Below are 18,259 nucleotides of genomic sequence, written 5' to 3'. Positions count from 1 at the left end.
CACCAACCCCGGCCACGCCACCGTCGTCGTACGCTGGAACCCCCCGGCCCCACACCGCGCGCGTCGGGCCCTTCGTGTTGCCCACCCCCCGGACGGAAGCGCCCCTCCATGAGTCTGCACGGTCTGCTCGACGCCGTAGTCAAGGACCCCGCCCTCGCGGAAGCGACCCGCGCGGCGGCCGACGGCAACCGCATGCACGTCGACCTGGTCGGCCCCCCGGCGACCCGCCCCTTCGCCGTCGCGGCGCTCGCGCGTGAGGCCGGCCGCACTGTCCTCGCGGTGACCGCGACAGGGCGCGAGGCGGAGGACCTGGCCGCCGCCCTGCGCTCGCTGCTCCCGCCGGACGGTGTCGTGGAGTACCCCTCCTGGGAGACGCTCCCGCACGAGCGGCTGAGCCCGCGCAGCGACACCGTGGGCCGTCGCCTCGCCGTGCTGCGCCGCCTGGCCCACCCGAGGGACGACGACCCGGAGACGGGCCCGGTCTCCGTCGTCGTAGCACCCGTGCGGTCCGTGCTGCAGCCGCAGGTCAAGGGTCTCGGAGACCTGGAGCCGGTCGCCCTGAGGTCCGGCCAGTCCGCCGACCTGAACGCGGTGGTGGACGCGCTCGGCGCCGCCGCCTACGCGCGCGTGGAGCTCGTCGAGCGGCGCGGCGAGTTCGCCGTGCGCGGCGGCATCCTGGACGTGTTCCCGCCCACCGAGGAACACCCCCTGCGCGTCGAGTTCTGGGGCGACGACGTCGAGGAGATCCGCTACTTCAAGGTGGCCGACCAGCGCTCCCTGGAGGTCGCCGAACACGGCCTGTGGGCACCCCCCTGCCGTGAACTCCTGTTGACGGAAGACGTCCGCACGCGCGCGCGTGCCCTCGCCGAGGCCCACCCCGAGCTGGGCGAGCTGCTCGGCAAGATCGCCGAGGGCATCGCCGTAGAAGGCATGGAGTCGCTGGCCCCAGTGCTCGTCGACGACATGGAGCTGCTGCTCGACGTGCTGCCCAAGGGCGCGATGGCCGTCGTATGCGATCCGGAGCGGGTACGCACGCGTGCCGCCGATCTCGTAGCCACGTCGCAGGAGTTCCTGCAGGCCTCCTGGGCGGCCACCGCGGGCGGCGGCGAGGCGCCCATCGACGTCGACGCGGCCTCCCTGTGGGCCATCGCGGACGTACGGGACCGTGCGCGCGAGCTGGACATGATGTGGTGGTCGGTGTCGCCCTTCGCCGCAGACGAAGAGCTCGACGCGGACACCCTGAAGCTCGGGATGCACGCCCCGGAGACCTACCGCGGCGACACCGCCAAGGCCCTCGCCGACACCAAGGGCTGGCTCGCCGACGGCTGGCGCACGGTCTTCGTCACCGAGGCCCACGGCCCCGCCGCCCGCACCGTCGAGGTCCTCGGCAGCGAGGGCGTGGCGGCCCGCCTGGAGACGGACCTCGGGGAAATCGCCCCCTCCGTAGTGCACGTTGCGACCGGTTCGATCGACTACGGGTTCGTCGATACGGCGCTCAAGCTCGCCGTCCTCACCGAGACCGACCTCTCCGGGCAGAAGGCCGCCGGCAAGGACGGGGCCCGCATGCCGGCCCGCCGCCGCAAGACCATCGACCCGCTCACCCTGGAGACGGGCGACTACATCGTCCACGAGCAGCACGGAGTGGGCCGCTACATCGAGATGGTGCAGCGCACGGTGCAGGGCGCCACGCGTGAGTACCTGGTCGTCGAGTACGCCCCCGCCAAGCGCGGCCAGCCCGGCGACCGCCTGTACATCCCCACCGACCAGCTGGAGCAGATCACCAAGTACGTCGGCGGCGAGGCACCCACCCTGCACCGCCTGGGCGGCGCCGACTGGACGAAGACCAAGGCGCGCGCCAAGAAGGCCGTCAAGGAGATCGCGGCCGACCTCATCAAGCTGTACTCGGCCCGGATGGCGGCCCCGGGGCATGCGTTCGGCGCGGACACGCCCTGGCAGCGTGAGCTGGAGGACGCCTTCCCGTACGCGGAGACCCCCGACCAGCTGACCACGATCGCCGAGGTCAAGGACGACATGGAGAAGTCGGTCCCGATGGACCGGCTGGTCTGCGGCGACGTCGGTTACGGCAAGACCGAGATCGCGGTACGGGCCGCCTTCAAGGCCGTCCAGGACGGCAAGCAGGTCGCCGTGCTCGTCCCGACGACGCTGCTCGTGCAGCAGCACTTCGGGACGTTCACCGAGCGGTACTCGCAGTTCCCGGTCAACGTACGGGCGCTGAGCCGCTTCCAGACCGACACGGAGGCGAAGGCGACCCTGGAGGGCCTGCGCGAGGGCTCCGTGGACCTCGTCATCGGCACCCACCGGCTGTTCTCCTCCGAGACCAAGTTCAAGGACCTCGGCCTGGTCATCGTCGACGAGGAGCAGCGCTTCGGCGTCGAGCACAAGGAGCAGCTGAAGAAGCTGCGCGCCAACGTCGACGTGCTGACGATGTCCGCCACCCCGATCCCCAGAACCCTGGAGATGGCGGTCACCGGCATCCGCGAGATGTCGACGATCACGACGCCCCCGGAGGAACGTCACCCTGTGTTGACGTTCGTCGGCCCCTATGAGGAGAAGCAGATCGGCGCCGCGATCCGCCGCGAACTCCTGCGCGAGGGCCAGGTCTTCTACATCCACAACCGGGTCGAATCGATCGACCGCGCGGCGGCGCGTCTGCGCGAGATCGTCCCGGAGGCGCGCATCGCCACCGCCCACGGCCAGATGTCGGAACAGGCCCTGGAACAGGTCGTCGTCGACTTCTGGGAGAAGAAGTTCGACGTCCTGGTGTCGACGACGATCGTCGAGTCCGGCATCGACATCTCCAACGCGAACACGCTGATCGTTGAACGAGGCGACAACTTCGGCCTGTCGCAGCTTCATCAGCTCCGGGGGCGTGTCGGCCGAGGCCGCGAACGCGGCTACGCCTACTTCCTGTACCCCCCGGAGAAGCCCCTCACGGAGACGGCCCACGAGCGCCTCGCCACCATCGCCCAGCACACGGAGATGGGCGCGGGCATGTACGTGGCGATGAAGGACCTGGAGATCCGCGGCGCCGGAAACCTCCTGGGCGGCGAGCAGTCCGGCCACATCGCGGGCGTCGGCTTCGACCTGTACGTCCGCATGGTCGGCGAGGCGGTCGCCGACTACCGCGCCTCCCTGGAGGGCGGTGTCGAGGAGGAGCCGCCACTGGAGGTCAAGATCGAGCTCCCGGTCGACGCGCACGTCCCGCACGACTACGCCCCCGGCGAGCGCCTGCGCCTGTCGGCCTACCGGTCCATCGCCTCCGCCAACACGGAGGAGGACATCAAGGCCGTACGCGAGGAACTCGTGGACCGCTACGGCAAGTTGCCCGAGCCGGTGGAGAACCTGCTCCTGGTGGCCGGCCTGCGCATGCTCGCGCGCGCGTGCGGCGTCGGCGACATCGTCCTCCAGGGCACCAACATCCGCTTCGCACCGGTGGAGTTGCGCGAGTCCCAGGAACTGCGCCTCAAGCGCCTCTACCCCGGAACCGTCATCAAGCCCGCCGCCCACCAGATCCTCGTCCCCCGCCCGAAGACCTCCAGGGTGGGCGGAAAGCCGTTGGTGGGGCGGGAGTTGCTGGGCTGGGTGGGGGAGTTCCTGGCGACGATCCTGGGGTCGTAGGGGCGAGGGGGCGGCCGGGCTGGGGTCGGGGCCCTTGGCGCGTTCGGCGTGGCGGGGGCACCCTTGGGAAAAGTGTGACGCTTCTTAGGGAAAGCGTCACACTTTTTCAGCTGCATACAGCCGCCCGGTCCCCGCTGACGGGATCGGCCGACAGCGGGCCCCGCCCCCGGCCTGCCTGCCCGGGAGGGCCCACGACCTTTCGCGTCCGGCGAGTCGAGCGGCAACAGCGAGCCCGCCCGGTCGCCTCCCGCCCGGTTGCCTCCCACCCGGGTCGCCCCGCGCCCGGCTGCCCCCAGCCCGGCTGCCCCCCGGCCCCGCGTGGCCTTCCGGCCCGAGTGCCCGCGCCCGGGTCGCCCCCGCGTCCGGCGAGTCGAGCGGCAACAGCGAGCCCGCCCGGGTGCCTCCCGCCCGGGTCGCCCCCGCGTCCGGCGAGTCGAGCGGCAACAGCGAGCCCGCCCGGTTGCCTCCCGCCCGGGTCGCCCCCGCGCCCGGCTGCCCCCCGGCCCCGCGTGGCCTTCCGGCCTGAGCGCCCCCGCGCCCGGCTGCCCCCCGGCCCGGTTGCCCCCGGCCCCGAGTGGCCGCCTGGGCCCGACTGCCCCGCCCGGGTGTCCCCCCAGCGTTCGGACCAACTGCCGCCCGGAGCAACCGCGCGCGCCGTCAGCCGGCTGAGCCACGGAGCCCTCAACTGGCCGCCCCGCGGAACAACATCCCTGCCAGCGCCCGGAACACCTCCTCCGGTTCCCGTTCACCCACCGCCCCGTCCAGATTGTGGCCGAGCAGCAGCGTCGCGAAGCCGTGCGCCAAGGACCACGCGGCGACTCCGGCGAGGCGGGCGTCGGGACCGCGGCCCTCGGGCGGCACGGCGGAGACGGCGCCGCTCAGCGCGTCGCTCGCCAGCGCGCGAGCCATGGTGAGTTCGAGGTCGCCCTCACGCAGCAGCTCGGGCGCGAACATCACCTGGAAGTGCGCCGGATGCTCGCGCGCGAAGCGCACGTACCGCACTCCCGCGTCCTTGAGATCCGCCGCCTCCCCGATCGTGGCGGCCAGCAGCCCGAACCCCTCCGCCGCGATGGCCGTCAACAGGCCCGTGCGGTCCTTGAAGTGATGCGCCGGCGCCGCGTGCGAGACACCGGCGCGGCGGGCGAGGTCCCGCAGGCTCAGCCCGGACGGGCCGTCGGCGGCGATGACGTCCAGCGCGGCGGTGAGGACGGCGCGGCGCAGATCGCCGTGGTGATACGGGCTCTTGGCCGGCGTGGCCGGCTCGGTCGGCTCGGTCGGCTCGGTCGTACTCATACTCAGCAGCGTACGCCGAATCTAGGCATTGACAAGTTCGAGCGGCTGGGGCAATCTTGTCAGTGTCAAGTTGTGGAACGACGGGGACGCGACGAGGAGTTGTGCCATGTCCGAAGACGTACGTGGAGTGGAGACCGCGAACTACCCCGCCACCGTGGAGCCGGGCCGCGTGCGCCAGCTCTGGCACCTGCTCGAACCCCTGCACGCGGTGCTGTACTACGCGCCGGAGGTCTTCGAGGAGGCAGCCGCGCTCGGCTACGACACGGAGGAGCGCTGGCCGAGCTACTTCCCGCTGCGCGCCGCCCCGTTGGGCCCGGCCGGTGCCGAGCGGGTGACCTCCGCCTTCTACAGCTTCAGCCCCCGCATGGTCGCCGAGCACATCGACCCCGCGTGGAACATCGCGAGCCCGGACGCCGCACTGAAGGCGAGGCTGCGCGGAATGGACCGGGCCTACCGCGCGATATTCGGCGACCGTGTCGACAGCCCCGAACTCGCGGAGGCCGCCGCCCTCGCCCGCCGCGCCGCCGAGTCGGCCACCACGGCCGGCCGCCCCCTCGCCGCGGCCAACGCCGAGCTGGCCTGGCCCGAGGAACCCCACCTCCAGCTGTGGCACGCGGCGACGATCCTGCGCGAACACCGAGGCGACGGCCACCTCGCCGCCCTCCTCGTCGCCGGCCTGGACCCGGTCGAGTCCCTGGTCTCCTTCGCCGCGATAGGAGCCGCCTCCGTCGAGCGCTTCGCAAGCCGGGGCTGGTCCCGGGAGGAATGGGCGGCGGCCCGCGAACGCCTGGTCGCCCGCGGCCTGTTGGACGACCTCGGTACGGCGACGAGGGCGGGCCGCGAGCTGCGCCAGGAGGTGGAGCGCCGCACCGACCGGCTGGCCGCCGAGCCCTGGCAGTTCCTCGGGAGGACCGACACCGACCGACTCGCCGATCTGCTGGGCGAGTTCTGGGTCGCCGTGCTCGGTTCGGGGCTGCTGCCCTCGGAGTCGACCCTGGGCATCGGCAAGGTCTGAGAAGGGTGTCCGGCAAGGTCGGAGAGGGCTCTGGGGAGAGAGTGTGGGGGGAGAGTGCGAGGTGGGGGCGCCCACGCCGACTAAGTCGTGCCTATACACCCGAGTTGCACGTCATGCGCCCCCGGGCCCCATATGTTCGCGACATCTCCGCCGCTAACGTGGGCACCAGGTCAATATCCGCCCCCGCAGGGGCGGGGGCCGGGTGAACCAGGGGAGGGGCGCACCGTGATGCGTCTGAGGGGTGGGGCGGCCGTTGCCGTCCTGATCATGTTGTCCGTAGCCGGATGCAAGGACACCACAGGGGCCTCCGGGCCCGAAGCGACGACCGGTGGAGACGCCGGCGGGAACTCCGGCGGAGGTTCCGGCGGAGGCGCGGCGCTCACCGCCGCCGAGTCCCTGACCGTCAAGGGCCGGGCGCCGAAGACCGGTTACTCCCGCGAGAGGTTCGGCACCGCCTGGGCCGACACCGACTCCAACAGCTGTGACACCAGGGACGACATCCTCAAACGGGACCTGAAGCAGGTGAAGTTCACCGACGGCACCTGCAAGGTGTCCTACGGCATCCTCGAATCCGACCCGTACTCAGGCAAGGAGGTGACCTACCGTCGCGGGGCCAGCCTCGTCGACATAGACCACCTCGTCGCCCTCTCCGACGCCTGGCAGAAGGGCGCCAAGTACTGGGACGCCAGCAAGCGCATAGCCCTCGCCAACGACCCCCTCAACCTCCTGACCGTCGGTGCGAGCGCCAACCGCAGCAAGGGCGACGGCGACACGGCGACCTGGGTGCCGCCCGACAAGGCGTACCGCTGCACCTATGTGGCCGCGCAGGTCGCCGTGAAGAAGAAGTACGGGCTGTGGGTCACCGCCGCCGAGAAGGCCGCGATGAAGAAGGTCCTCTCGACCTGCCCGGGCCAGAAGCTCCCGTCCGGCGGGAACCCGACGAACGCGCCGAGCAGGTTCCACGCGAAGTGAACTGAAGCGAACTGAAGTGAACCGAAGCGAGCCGAGCGCCCGTCGGAGCAAGCCCTTTCCCGCGAAGTAAACATACGGGAGATGACGATCTGTTCAGCCCAAGTCGTTGTACTGGTAAAGGAGTTGGCAAGGAGCAAAGGGGCATCAGGGGTGACTCGGGGCGCGTTCACCGGGTAATGGTCAAGATCGGGCGATGATCTCTTCCAGGGTCTGTTCGGTCTTTGTTGGCGATGGGCAAGATCTGTGCGTTTCTGTGGCTGTCATGTCAGGACCCGGTCAAGCATCGACTGATGGCGGCTGCTTCGTGCCCGTCGACCGTTGGAGTCCCCGTCGTGCGCATCCGGCTCGCTCGCCGTGTTCGCCCACCCCGCCGCACACGGCGCGCCCGCCGTGGTGTCGCCCTGCTCCTGCTGACCGCGCTCGCCCTGATGTGGACGACGCAGCAGGCGATGGCCGACGGGGTCGAACTGCACGCCGTGGACGTCTCGTTGCCGAGCCTGTCCTCACTCACCGCCTGGCTGAAGGACCCGCACTGGGGCCGGCTGCCGTCGGAGAAGTCCGGCACGGCGGCCGGCAAGCGGCACCGGGTCTCCGCCGCCACCACCGAGGCACACCAGGGCGCGGGCCGTAAGCCGGGGAAGGGCAAGGGCGAACTCGCCGCCTACCACGCCCACTCGGCCTCGGTGAAGCCGGGAAAGAGCGCTGCGGGCAAGGCCGGATTCAACGCGAGGACGAGCAAGCGGGACGCGGCCAAGTCCTCGCGGACCGACACCGTCTTCGACAACGCCGACGGCTCGATCACCAGACAGCTCTCCCCGACACCCGTCAACTACCAGGTCGGCAAGGGCAAATGGGCCCCGATCGACGTGGACGTACGGGCCGGACCCGACGGGCGGTGGCACGAGAAGGCCAACTCCCTCGACGTCGACTTCGCGGCGAAGGCCGACGACTCGACGCTCGTCTCCCTCGCTCCCGACGCACAGCACACCGTCGCCTACGGGCTGAAGGACGCCCAGGCCGTCAAGGGCACCGTCGACGGCGGCTCGCGCGTCACCTACCCGGAGGTCCTCACCGACACCGACCTCCAGGTCGCCCCCACTGCCACCGGCGTGAAGGAAGCGGTCGTCCTGCACTCCGCGGACGCCGGCAACTCCTGGACCTTCCCGCTCCACCTCAAGGGACTCACCCCCGTCCAGAACAAGGACGGCTCGATCGTCCTGCGTGACGCCGCGGGCAAGACCGTGGAGCGCGTCCCGCCGTCGTACGCCTACGACTCGAAGGTCGACCCGCGCTCCGGTGACCCGACCACCACCCACGACGTCAGCACGACCCTTGTGCGGGACGGCGGCGGCTACGCGCTGAGGATCACCCTCGACGACGCCTGGCTTAAGGACACGCACCGCGTCTTCCCCGTCACCGTCGACCCGACCGTCGAGGACGGCTGGACCACCACGTACGCCGAGTCGGGCTCGGACGCGACGGGCGACCACTCCTACGAGCAGACGATCAAGGTCGGTTCGTACGACTCGGGCACGCACTCCGCGGCGAGCTACATCAACCACTGGGACACCGCCTGGGACGACACCGGTCTGACGGTCACCGCGGCCTCGTTGCACCTGTTCGACACCTGGGCCGCGACCTGCACCGCCGAGAAATTCGACGTCGCCCTTGTCACTCAGGCGTGGACACCCGAGGGCGTCACCGCCTACCCCGGGCCGACCTACGGCTCCTCCATCGGCAACCTGACCCCGACCGTCCCGAACGCCTGCGCCAACACCGGCGCCGACCGGACCGTCGGCGACTGGCTGAGCGTGCCGCTGACGACGTCGGCGATCCAGGGCTGGTTCAGCGGGACGACGGCCGACTACGGCCTCGCGGTCTACGCGGCCACGAACGACAACGTGCACTGGAAGCAGTTCGGCTCCTTCAACGACGCCGGGAAGGGCCCGTACATCTCGGTCACCTACACCGGTAACACCGCCCCGCAGCTCTACGAGCAGTTCCCCGCGGACAACGCGGTCGTCGGCACCACAACCCCGGAGCTCACCGCCTGGGCGGGCGGCGCCAACTCCACCAGCGGCAGCGCGAACAAGTACCAGTTCAAGGTCTACGACGCCAACAACGCGCTGGTCGTCGACTCGGGCCTGGTCTCCACCGGCGACTGGACCGTGCCGGCCGGGAAGCTGGCCTGGGGCAAGAACTACAACTGGGAAGTCCAGGCGTACGACGCGACGACCGGGCTCTACTCGCCCGCCGATCCCTACGAGCTGTCCGTCCAGGTGCCCCAGCCCGTGATCACCTCGGGGCTGTCGCAGAACAGCAGCGACCACGGCTTCGACGCGTCCATCGGCAACTACACCACCTCCGACACGGACGCCTCGATCTCCACCGTCGGCCCGTCCCTGGACGTCGAGCGCGACTACAACTCCCGTGACCCGCGCTGGACCGGAGCCTTCGGTTCCGGCTGGTCGTCCATCTTCGACGCGCGCGCCACCGAGCAGTACAGCGCGGCCGGCGCGGTCACCAGCGTCAACGTCACCTATCCGGACGGTTCGCAGGTCGGCTACGGCAAGAACAGCGACGGCACCTTCGCGCCAGGCACCGGCCGCTGGGCCACGTTCACCACGGTCAGCGGCGGCGGTTACAGCCTGACCGACAAGGACGACACGGTCTACGCCTTCACCACCCTGCTGACCACGGGCAACTACGGACTCACCTCCGTCACGGACGCCAACGGCCGCTCCATCACACTGACTTGGACCAGCGGCCATGTCACGCAGATGAAGTCCAACGTCTCCGGCCGCACCCTGACCCTCACCTGGTCCACCCCCTCCGGCGCCCTCGCCGCGCATATCGCGACCGTCACCACCGACCCGGTCACCGCCGGCACCGCCTCGACCGCGCTGACCTGGAACTACGGTTACACGGGCGACCAGTTGACGACCGTGTGCGCGCCCCTGTCGACGACGAAGTGCACGACGTACGGCTACACGACGGGCTCGCAGTACCAGAACGCCTCCCTCGACCTCGACCCGAGCGCGGCCTGGCCGCTCACGGAGAGCTCGGGCACCACAGCGAAGGACGCGGTCCTCGCCAACGAGGGCACCAAGAACGCGACATACGAGAACGTCACGCTGGGCGCGGCAGGACCACTTACCGGTTCCTCCTCCACCGCGGCCTCCTTCAACGGCACCAACTCCGACGTCGCCCTGCCGAAGAACACCGGCAACGACACCGACTCGGGCGCGCTGTCCCTGTGGTTCAAGACCTCGGCCGGACCGGGCGTGCTCTACTCGTACGCCTCCCAGCCGATCGGCTCGAAGAAGGCCGCCGGCTTCTACACCCCGTCGATCTACGTCGGCACCGACGGCAAGCTGAACGCCGAGTTCTGGTACAGCGGCGGCATCAACCCGATCGTGTCCTCGGCGTCCGTGGCCGACGGCAAGTGGCACCACGTGGTGCTGAGCGCCGCGGGCAACTCGCAGACGCTGTTCCTGGACAACACGAAGGTCGGCTCGCGCACCGGCACCGTCTCCATCAAGAGCGCGGTGGCCTTCGGCAAGAACCAGGTCTTCAACTACCTGGGTACCGGCTTCCTGGGCGGCAGTTGGCCCGACGAGGGAAACAGCAGCACCACCGACGCCACCGGCTACGCGACCTACTTCAACGGCTCGATCGCCGACGCGGCCTGGTACGGACGCCCGTTGGTCGCCGCCGACGTCAACGCCCTCTACCAGTACGGCACTCACTCGGCGTCCCTGCTCACCTCCGTCAAGCGTCCGTCGGGCAAGTCCTTCGCGACGATGACGTACGACCCGGCGACGACGGCCCTCACCCAGCTCACCGACGAGAACGGCGGCGTGTGGAAGCTCGCCGCGCCCACTGTCACCGGCTCCAGCCAGACCTACCGGGGCGCGGTCCTCGGCGGCGGACCGGCCGGCTACTACCGGCTCGGCGAGGCGGCCGGCGCGACCACGGCCCTCAACGAGGTGCACGGCGGCAACGGCACGTACAGCGGGGTGACACTCGGCGCGGCCGGCCCGTTCAGCGACGCCAAGGCCACGACGTTCAACGGCAGTTCCTCGTACGTCGAACTGCCGACGTCCGTGCAGTTCGGCACCAGCGACCGCAGTCTCGAGCTCTGGTTCAAGACCGCCTCGCAGGGCGTCATCGTCGGCGCCCAGTCGGCGGCGATCTCCGGTGCGACCGCCGCGTCCGGTACCTGGGCGCCCCTGCTGTACGTCGGCAGCGACAACAAACTGCACGGCCACTACTACTCGGGCAGCGGTTCCGGCTCCACGGCGTTCGGCTCCACCGGCACGGTCACCGACAACACCTGGCACCACGTGGCCATCACGGTCTCCGGCGCCACCCAGACCCTGTACCTGGACGGCGTCCAGCAGTCCAGCTACTCCGGCACCCCCGCCGACCAGACCTACAACCACCTCTACCTCGGCGCCGGTTTCGCCAAGAGCTGGCTCGACTCCCCGGGAGACGTCAGCCACTTCACCGGTTCGATCGCCGACGCGGCCTTCTACCACACGGCGCTCAGCGCGGCGGACGTAGCGGCGCATGTCGAGGCGGCCAAGGACTCCACCGGTCTGCTCCCGGTCGAGACGGTCAAGGTGACCTCGCCGACCACGTCCACGCTGACGTACACCTACGACGTCACCAACGGAAACCGCGCCCTGACCGAGACCGACGGCCTCGGCAACAAGACCAGCTTCGGCTACGACACGGCCGGCTTCGAGCACACGGTCACCGACCCCAACGGCGCGGTCACCACCACCGGTCACGACGTCCGCGGCAACATCGTCTCGTCCACGTCCTGCCAGGACCAGGTCGCCAACAAGTGCAACACCGAGTACTACACGTACTACCCGGACGACACGACCGCCCAGCTGACCACCGCCGACCCGCGCAACGACCAGCTGCTGACCGAGCGCGACGGCCGTTCCGCGTCCGCGACCGACAACACGTACCTGACGTCGTACACCTACGACTCGGCGGGCAACCAGACCGCCGTCACCGGCCCCGCCGTCCCCGGCTTCCCGTCCGGCCGCACCACGACCACCGTCTACAGCGACGGCACCAGCACCTACCCGTCGGCCAACGGCGGGGTCGTGCCCAAGGGCCTCCCGGTCAGGACGGTCAGCCCCGGCGGCGCGGTCAACTCCGTGTCGTACTTCACCAACGGCGACGTCGCCTCCACCACCGACGCCATCGGTCTGGTCACGTCGTACACCTACGACAACGTCGGCCAGGTCCTCAGCCAGAACGTCGTCTCCGACACCTATCCGGCCGGTCTGACCACCAGCTACGAGTACGACAAGAACGGCCAGGTGATCACCGAGCACGACCCGAAGATCACCGACCGCGTGCAGGGCGCCGACCACTCCGCCGTCTCCAGCACGGTCTACGACGACGACGGCGACGTCCTCTCCCAGACCGTCTCCGACGCGCAGGGCGGCGACGCCCCGCGCACCGAGACCCAGACCTACGACGCCTACGACCGGCTGCTGACCGAGTCCGACGCCAACGTCGCGGCCGGCACGTCCTACGGCAACACGACGAGGTACTCGTACGACACCTCGGGCAACAAGACCCAGGAGGTGACGAGCGCCGGCAACGAGACCGACTACACCTACGACGACAACGGCAACCTGCTCACGCAGAGCCTGATGTACACCGGCGACCCGGTCTCCCCGCAGACCGCCGCGAAACTCGTCGAGTCCTCGCGTGCCTACGACCCGGCAGGGCGGCTGGCCTCGGTCACCGACGCGATGGGCAACACGACGTCGTACACCTACACGGACGACGGCCTCACCGCGACGGTGAAGAAGACCAGTTCCGACGGGACCAGCAGTTATGTCCTGGAGTCGGACACCTACGACGCGGCCGGAAACCTGCTGACGCAGACGACCGACAACGGCGAGAACGTCACCCAGTTCACGGTCGACGCCTCCAGCCGCACGACGTCCACGACCGTCGACCCGACCGGTGTCGACCGCGTGACGTCCGTGTCGTACACCCCAGACGACCAGGTCGCGTCGGAGAACGACCACGACGCGACCGGTTACGACCGCACCACGACCGACACGTACGACGACATGGGCAACCTGCTCAGCGAGACGCTGTACGGCGACGCCTCCGGGCACCCGTCGGGCTGGTGGAAGCTGAACCAGACCTCCGGCAGATCCGTCACCGACTCCTCCGGCACCGGCAACACCGTCACCGCCGGTCCGGGCGTGACCTGGTCGGACGACGCGGCCCAGTTCAGCGGCGACACCTCCGGCAACGGCGACATCGCCGCCACCAACGGACCGGTCCTGGACACCAGTTCCTCCTACACCGTCTCGGCGTGGGTGAAGCTGTCGGACACCTCGACCTTCCGCACCTTCGTCGCGCAGGGCGGCACCAACCGCTCCTCCTTCTACCTCCAGTACGCCTCCACCACGGGCGTCTTCCGTCTCATCTCGCCCAGCCAGGACACCTCCGCCGCCCCGTCGGCGTACTACAGCGCCGCCGCCTCCAGCACCCCGGCGCTCAACACCTGGACCCAACTGGTCGGCTCCTTCGACGCGTCGACCGGCACCATGAGCCTGTACGTCAACGGCACCCTCGCGGGCACCGCCAACAACCCCGCCCCCTGGACCGGAGCGGGTCCGCTGTCCATCGGCGGCGCGAAGACCGCCTCGGGCACCGTCAGCAACGCCGTCAACGGCGCGGTCAGCAACGTCCAGACCTACCAGCGGGCCCTGTCGACGAGCGAGATCAACTCCCTGTATGGCAAGGGCCGTTCGGGCGGCACGGTCGGCTCCTCCGACCAGCAGACCACCAAGTACACGTACGACAAACGCGGTCTGCCCACGTCCATGACGGACCCCGAACAGCACACCACCACCTACGCGTACGACCAGGCCGGCAACCTCGCGGTCACCACCGCACCGACGGTCCAGTCGGAGGCCGACGGCATCGCCGCGAACGCAGCGCCCGTCAACCCGGTCACCTCCAGCGGCTTCAACACCTTCGGCGAGGCCGTCGCCGAGAAGGACCCGACCGGCCTGGTCACCACCACGGCCTACGACGCCGTCGGCAACAAGGTCAGCGAGACCCTCCCGTCGTACACCCCCGCCGGAGCCTCAACTCCCAACGCGGGCACGACAGTCTGGACGTACGACAGCGAGGGCAACCAGACCAGTGAGACCACACCGGGTGGCAGGACCACCTCCTACCTCTACGACCAGTTGGGCGACCTGGCCCAGATAACCGAGCCCGACGGCACGAAAACCCACGCCACCTACGACACCAACGGCGAACAGCGCACCGCGACCGACGGCACGGGCGCCCAGGCCCAGGCGACCTTCGACTACCTCGGCCGCCAGGTCACCTCCACCACGCTGGAGCGCTACCCCTCCACCCGCACGCTGACGACGACGAACTCCTACGCCGTCACCACCGGCAACCCATACGGGGCGCACGTCTCCTCGACGACGACCCCGGGCGGCGTGACGTCGACGTACGCCTACAACCGCGCAGGCGACGTCACGAAAACGACGGACGGCGCGGGCAACTCCACGTCCTACACCTACGACTTCGAGGACAACCCCACCAAGACGACGCTGGCGGACGGCAGTTACACGACCACCGACTACAACGTCAACGACGACCCGACGGCCACCCGCAGCTACGACGCCAACGGCACGCTCCTGTACGGCACTTCGGAGCAGTACGACGGCAACGGCAACCTGACCGCGGCCACCGACGCCAACCAGCACACCACCCGCTGGACGTACGACGCGGCGGGCACGATCACCCAGCAGGTAGAACCGGTGGACGCGACAACGTCCATCACCACGTCCTTCGGCTACGACGCGGCAGGCAACCGCACCCGCTTCACCGACGGCCGCGGCAACTCCTGGCGCTACGCCTACACCCCCTGGGGCCAGCAGGCGACGGTGACCGAGCCCACGACGAGCCAGTACACCTCGGCCGCCGATACGACGACGACCTTCGCGTACGACGCGGACGGCAACGTCACCTCGGCCACCGCCCCCGGCGGCGTCACGACGTCGATGACCTACGACGCCAACGACCAACTGAAGACGATGACGGGCACCGGCGCGGAAGCGGCCTCGGCGAAGCACAGCTTCTCCTACGACGCCGACGGCCGAGTCACCTCGGCGGACACGGACGAGGCAGGCACGGTGGGCGCCGCCGACCACCAGGCATCCACACACGACGCGTTCACGTACGACGACCGGGGCGATCTGCTGTCGACGTCGGGTTCGGCGGGTACGTCGAGCTTCACGTACAACGACGACGGCTCGATGCTGAGCCGCACGGACGCGGCGGGCACCCAGTCCTACGGCTACGACACGGCGGGCCGCCTGTCCACGCTGGACGACGCGGCGACCGGCACCCATCTGTCGTACACGTACGACCAGTTGAACGACCTGAAGACGATCAAGTACGGCAGCACGGGCCAGACGCGCACGTTCACGTACAACAGCGCACACGAGCTGTCGAACGACGTGATGGTGCAAGGCGCGAGCACGTTGTCGAGCTTCACCTACGGCTACGACAACAACGGCAACCTGACGTCGAAGACGACGGCGGGAGTGACGGGCGCGTCGACCAACACGTACGCGTACGACTGGTCGGACCGCCTGACGTCGTGGAACAACGGCTCGGCGACGACGGCGTATTCGTACGACGCCTCGGGCAACCGGGTGCGGGTGGGCGCGGACGTCTACACGTACGACGCCCGAGACCAGCTGACCTCGGACGGCACCAACTCCTACTCCTACTCGGCCCGCGGCACGATGACCCAGGAGTCGTCGACGGCGAACGGCACGGCCGCGTTCAAGACGGACGCGTTCGGCGGCCAGATCGTCGCCGGCCCGCAGTCCTACACGCTGGACGCCCTGGGCCGGAACATCACGGACACCAACACGGCCGCGTCGACGACCCGGACGTTCGCCTACTCGGGCGCGGACAACACGATCGCGACGGATGGGGACGCGTCGTACACGTACGACCCGGGCGGCGGCCTGGTAGGCATCAAACAGTCGGGCGCGTCGACCGGGTCCCTGGCCCTGACGGACCTGCACGACGATGTGGTGGGCACGTTCACGTCCGGCGCCACGTCCCTGTCGGGCTCGGCGACGTACGACCCGCTCGGCAAGGTGACGGCGACGCTGTCGCTGATAGGCCACCTGGGCTTCCAGTCGGGCTGGACGGAACCCGGAACGGGCGACGTAGGCACGGCATCCCGCTGGTACAACCCGAACTCCGGCGAGTTCCTGAACAAGGACAGCGTGTCCCTGGACCCGAGCCCGGACTCGGTGGCGGCGAACCCGTTCGCGTACGTCGACGACAACCCGATGGTGGGTACGGACGAGTCGGGTCACTGCTCCTGGTGGACCGGTTCGTGCGAGGTGAAGGCCGCCAAGCACGTGGCCAAGAAGGTCAAGCACGCGGTCCACAAGGTCTACCACGCGGCAAAGCACGTGGCCCGGAAGGTAGTTCACGCGGTAAAGCACGCGGCCCACAAGGTCGTCCACAAGGTGCAGGACGTGTACCGGGCGACGGTGCGGGTGACGCGGCGGGTCTACCACTACACGGTCAGACACGTGAAACGCGTATACCACGCGGCAGTTCACGCGGTGCATACGGCGTACCACAAGGCATCGAGGGTCGCGCACCGCGTGGTCCACGCGGTGAAAAAGGCGGCACACAAGGTCGCCCACACGGTGAAGAAGGCGGCCAAGGCGGTAGCCCACGCGACGCGGACGGCCTACCACGCCACGGTGAAGGCGGTGAAGACCACCGCGAAGTTCGTCAAGAACCACGCGGCGGCCATCACGTCGATCGTGGTCTCGACAGCGGTCTTCGCGGGCTGCGAGGCGGCTACGTGGGGCGTGGGAACGATTGGCTGCGCGGCACTGGCAGGCGCGGCCGGCTCCTTGGTCGAGCAGGGCTTCAAGTGCGCCCAGAACGGCGGCGGGGACTGCAGCGCGGGAGCGTTTGCGGGGTCGGCGGTCGAGGGCGCGGTAACGGGTGCGCTGGGCGGAGCACTCGGCTCCCTGGGCGGAAAGCTCCTGGCGAAGGCGGCTCCGAAGGCTATGGAGGTCGTCGGGGGGCTGTTCGGGAAGGGGGCGAGTGAAGCTGGGGAGGCCGGGGCTGCGGATGCCACGGATGAGGCGGCTTCTGCGGCGGAGTCCGAGGGGGCGGGGTCGCACTCCCAGTCCCAGTCGGAGGAGGCCGGGGAGAGCGAGGCGGGCTCGTCCTGCAAGATCGGCAAACCCAAGCCGGAACCGCACAGTTTCACCGGTTCGACCAAGGTGTTGATGGCCGACGGCTCGACGAAGGCGATCGACCAGGTGAGGGTGGGCGACACGATCGCCAACTCGGTGCCGGGCGTAGCGGGCACGGAGGCGCACCAGGTCACCGCTGTGATCGTGACGCACACGGACCACGACTTCGTGGACCTGACGATCAAGGCGACGGGCGAGGCTGCAGCGAAGCAGGGCGTGAAGGTAGGGACGAAGTCCCTGGCCAAGAAGGTCGCCCGCAAGGCGGCGTTCGGCCTGGCGGCATCGGCGGCGGTACTGGGAGCGCTGGGCGCGAGCCACGGCCACGGCACTGCCCAGGAGCCAGTGACCAAGACGGTGGCGGCAGTCTCCTCGGCAACGCCCGGGCAGAGCACCAAGACTGCCGATGTCACATCAGGGGCGCAGGGCGCACACCTGACGACGACCTTCCACCACCCCTTCTACGACGAGACACGGTCGGCATTCGTCGAGGGCAAGGACCTGAGTGCCGGCGACGTCCTCCAGACTCCGACTGGGACGGCCGAGGTCACCGGGGTCCGGCTCTACCACGCAAACACCACCACCTACGACCTGACCATAGGCACACTCCACACCTACTATGTGGAGGCCGGGGACACACCAGTCCTGGTCCACAATTGTGGTGAGACACTGACTGCTGAGGAAGCGGCACTGCTGAGACCGGGGAGCGAGGGCGATGGGTTCACCACGCCTGCGACGAGAGCCAACCCCACTCCTGCTGACACCGCGGAGATGCAAGGACATCCTTGCCACTACTGCGGGGAGGCAGAGTCTTCCAAATCGGCAGACCATCAGCCGCCTGCGGCCGTCGGTCCTGTCGATGCCGAGCGATGCTTCTTCCCGCTGTGCACTGCCCACAATGGAGATCAAGGGCGCGCCGTGAACAAGTTGCTTCAAATAGCGAGAAACCATGGCCTGCACAACCCGGAGTGGGAGGGGGCATGGGAATGGATGCAACCCCTCATCGAGAGCCATACGGAATAGG

At 69.5% G+C, this 18,259-nt stretch carries 5 protein-coding genes; 4 read left to right on the top strand and 1 reads right to left on the bottom strand.

Annotation, left to right across the window (positions count from 1 at the left end; all coding sequences use genetic code 11):
• The first annotated feature begins 108 nt into the window (after positions 1-108).
• A complete protein-coding gene (mfd, locus tag ACFXC1_RS40475; RefSeq protein WP_381252472.1) occupies positions 109-3,639 on the top strand; it encodes a transcription-repair coupling factor in 3,531 nt (1,176 codons plus the stop codon).
• 681 nt (positions 3,640-4,320) lie between these two features.
• Here the strand turns inward: mfd and ACFXC1_RS40470 are convergent.
• Positions 4,321-4,932 carry a TetR/AcrR family transcriptional regulator gene (locus ACFXC1_RS40470; protein ID WP_381252470.1) on the bottom strand — a complete coding sequence of 204 codons (612 nt, stop codon included), beginning with the start codon at positions 4,930-4,932 and terminating at the stop codon, positions 4,321-4,323.
• Positions 4,933-5,038: 106 nt separating this feature from the next.
• Here ACFXC1_RS40470 and ACFXC1_RS40465 point away from each other — a divergent pair, with 106 nt between their 5' ends.
• The 3 genes from ACFXC1_RS40465 (at position 5,039) to ACFXC1_RS40455 (ending at position 18,258) form a co-directional block, all read left to right on the top strand.
• The gene (locus ACFXC1_RS40465; protein WP_381252468.1) at positions 5,039-5,947 is read left to right on the top strand and encodes an SCO6745 family protein; all 909 of its coding nucleotides are present in this window, start codon (positions 5,039-5,041) and stop codon (positions 5,945-5,947) included.
• A gap of 228 nt (positions 5,948-6,175) precedes the next feature.
• Positions 6,176-6,919, top strand: a complete 744-nt coding sequence (locus ACFXC1_RS40460; RefSeq protein ID WP_381252614.1) for an HNH endonuclease family protein — start codon at positions 6,176-6,178, stop codon at positions 6,917-6,919.
• A gap of 332 nt (positions 6,920-7,251) precedes the next feature.
• A complete protein-coding gene (locus tag ACFXC1_RS40455) occupies positions 7,252-18,258 on the top strand; it encodes a LamG-like jellyroll fold domain-containing protein (RefSeq protein ID WP_381252466.1) in 11,007 nt (3,668 codons plus the stop codon).
• Position 18,259: the final 1 nt, after the last annotated feature.

The sequence above is a fragment of the Streptomyces hokutonensis genome, from assembly GCF_042751305.1.
In the GTDB taxonomy this organism is placed as follows: domain Bacteria; phylum Actinomycetota; class Actinomycetes; order Streptomycetales; family Streptomycetaceae; genus Streptomyces; species Streptomyces hokutonensis_A.
This window is presented reverse-complemented; position numbering and strand designations above follow the sequence as displayed.

What these genes read in the sequence shown, in the direction of transcription:
- mfd (WP_381252472.1), top strand. Translation starts at nt 109, where the DNA reads ATGAGTCTGCACGGTCTGCTCGACGCCGTAGTCAAGGACCCCGCCCTC.
- ACFXC1_RS40470 (WP_381252470.1), bottom strand. Translation starts at nt 4,932, where the DNA reads ATGAGTACGACCGAGCCGACCGAGCCGACCGAGCCGGCCACGCCGGCC.
- ACFXC1_RS40465 (WP_381252468.1), top strand. Translation starts at nt 5,039, where the DNA reads ATGTCCGAAGACGTACGTGGAGTGGAGACCGCGAACTACCCCGCCACC.
- ACFXC1_RS40460 (WP_381252614.1), top strand. Translation starts at nt 6,176, where the DNA reads ATGCGTCTGAGGGGTGGGGCGGCCGTTGCCGTCCTGATCATGTTGTCC.